This window comes from Amycolatopsis nivea (assembly GCF_004522235.1).
GTDB lineage: Bacteria > Actinomycetota > Actinomycetes > Mycobacteriales > Pseudonocardiaceae > Amycolatopsis > Amycolatopsis nivea.
Map to the genome: position 1 here is coordinate 1 of NZ_SDLT01000105.1, position 1,115 is coordinate 1,115.

General features: G+C 70.2%; 1 protein-coding gene. It reads left to right on the forward strand.

Going from position 1 to position 1,115, the window contains the following annotated elements; all coding sequences use genetic code 11:
• Positions 1-120: 120 nt before the first annotated feature.
• On the forward strand, positions 121-1,115 hold a 995-nt coding region (locus EIZ44_RS44420; protein ID WP_134734615.1), incomplete at its 3' end, for an IS481 family transposase.

A 1,115-nucleotide genomic window follows, 5' to 3' on the forward strand; every position in this document is an offset into this window, starting at 1 on the left:
TGTGATGTCCAGGGACGTTGTCCCGGGTTAAGGCGGTGACCGGCCTGTCGTGCTGACAGGTGAAGGCCCCGGGGGTGAAGTGGAGCTGTCTAGGAACCGCTTCGCCCGCCGGAGGCCTTCGTGTCCCACCCTAACGCCGCCCTGACCCCGCGCACCCGCCTGCGCCTCGCCCGCCTGATCGTCGAGCAGGGCTGGACCTGCACCGCCGCCGCGAAAATGTTCATGGTCGCCACCAAGACCGCCGCGAAGTGGGCCGACCGCTACCGCGCCGAAGGCACGGCCGGGATGACCGACCGCAGCTGCCGCCCGCACCACAGCCCCGCCCGAACGTCCCCGCAACTGACCCGCCGGATCGTGCGGCTGCGGTGGCGCCAGCGGCTGGGCCCGGCCCAGATCGCCGGCCGGCTCGCCATCCCTGCCTCGACCGTGCACGCCGTCCTGACCCGCTGCCGGATCAACCGGCTCTCCCGCATCGACCGGGCCACCGGCGAACCGCTACGCCGCTACGAGCACGACCACCCCGGCTCGCTGATCCACGTCGATGTCACCAAGTTCGGCAACATCCCCGACGGCGGCGGCTGGCGCCACGTCGGCAAGCAGCAAGGCAAAAAGAACAGATCAGCGACCTCCCGCCGCACCGGAACCTGGAGCACCGACCGGCACGCCCGCACCGGCACCGCGTTCGTGCACACCGTGATCGACGACCACTCCCGCGTCGCCTACGCCGAGATCTGCGCCGACGAGAAAGCCGACACCGCCGTCGGTGTCCTGCACCGCGCGGTCGCCTGGTTCGCCGACCGCGGCGTCACCGTCGAACGCGTGCTTTCCGACAACGGTGCCTGCTACCGCTCGTCGGCCTGGCGCGGGACCTGCACCGAGCTGGGCATCACCCCGAAACGGACCCGGCCTTACCGGCCGCAGACCAACGGCAAGATCGAACGGTTCCACCGCACCCTGGCCGAGGGATGGGCTTACGCCCGCTTCTATCCCAGCGAACACGACCGCCGGGCAGCGCTGCCGGGATGGCTGCACTTCTACAATCACCACCGGCCCCACACATCCACCGGAGGCAAACCACCCGTCACCCGGCTGACCAACCTCCCTGGACATCACAG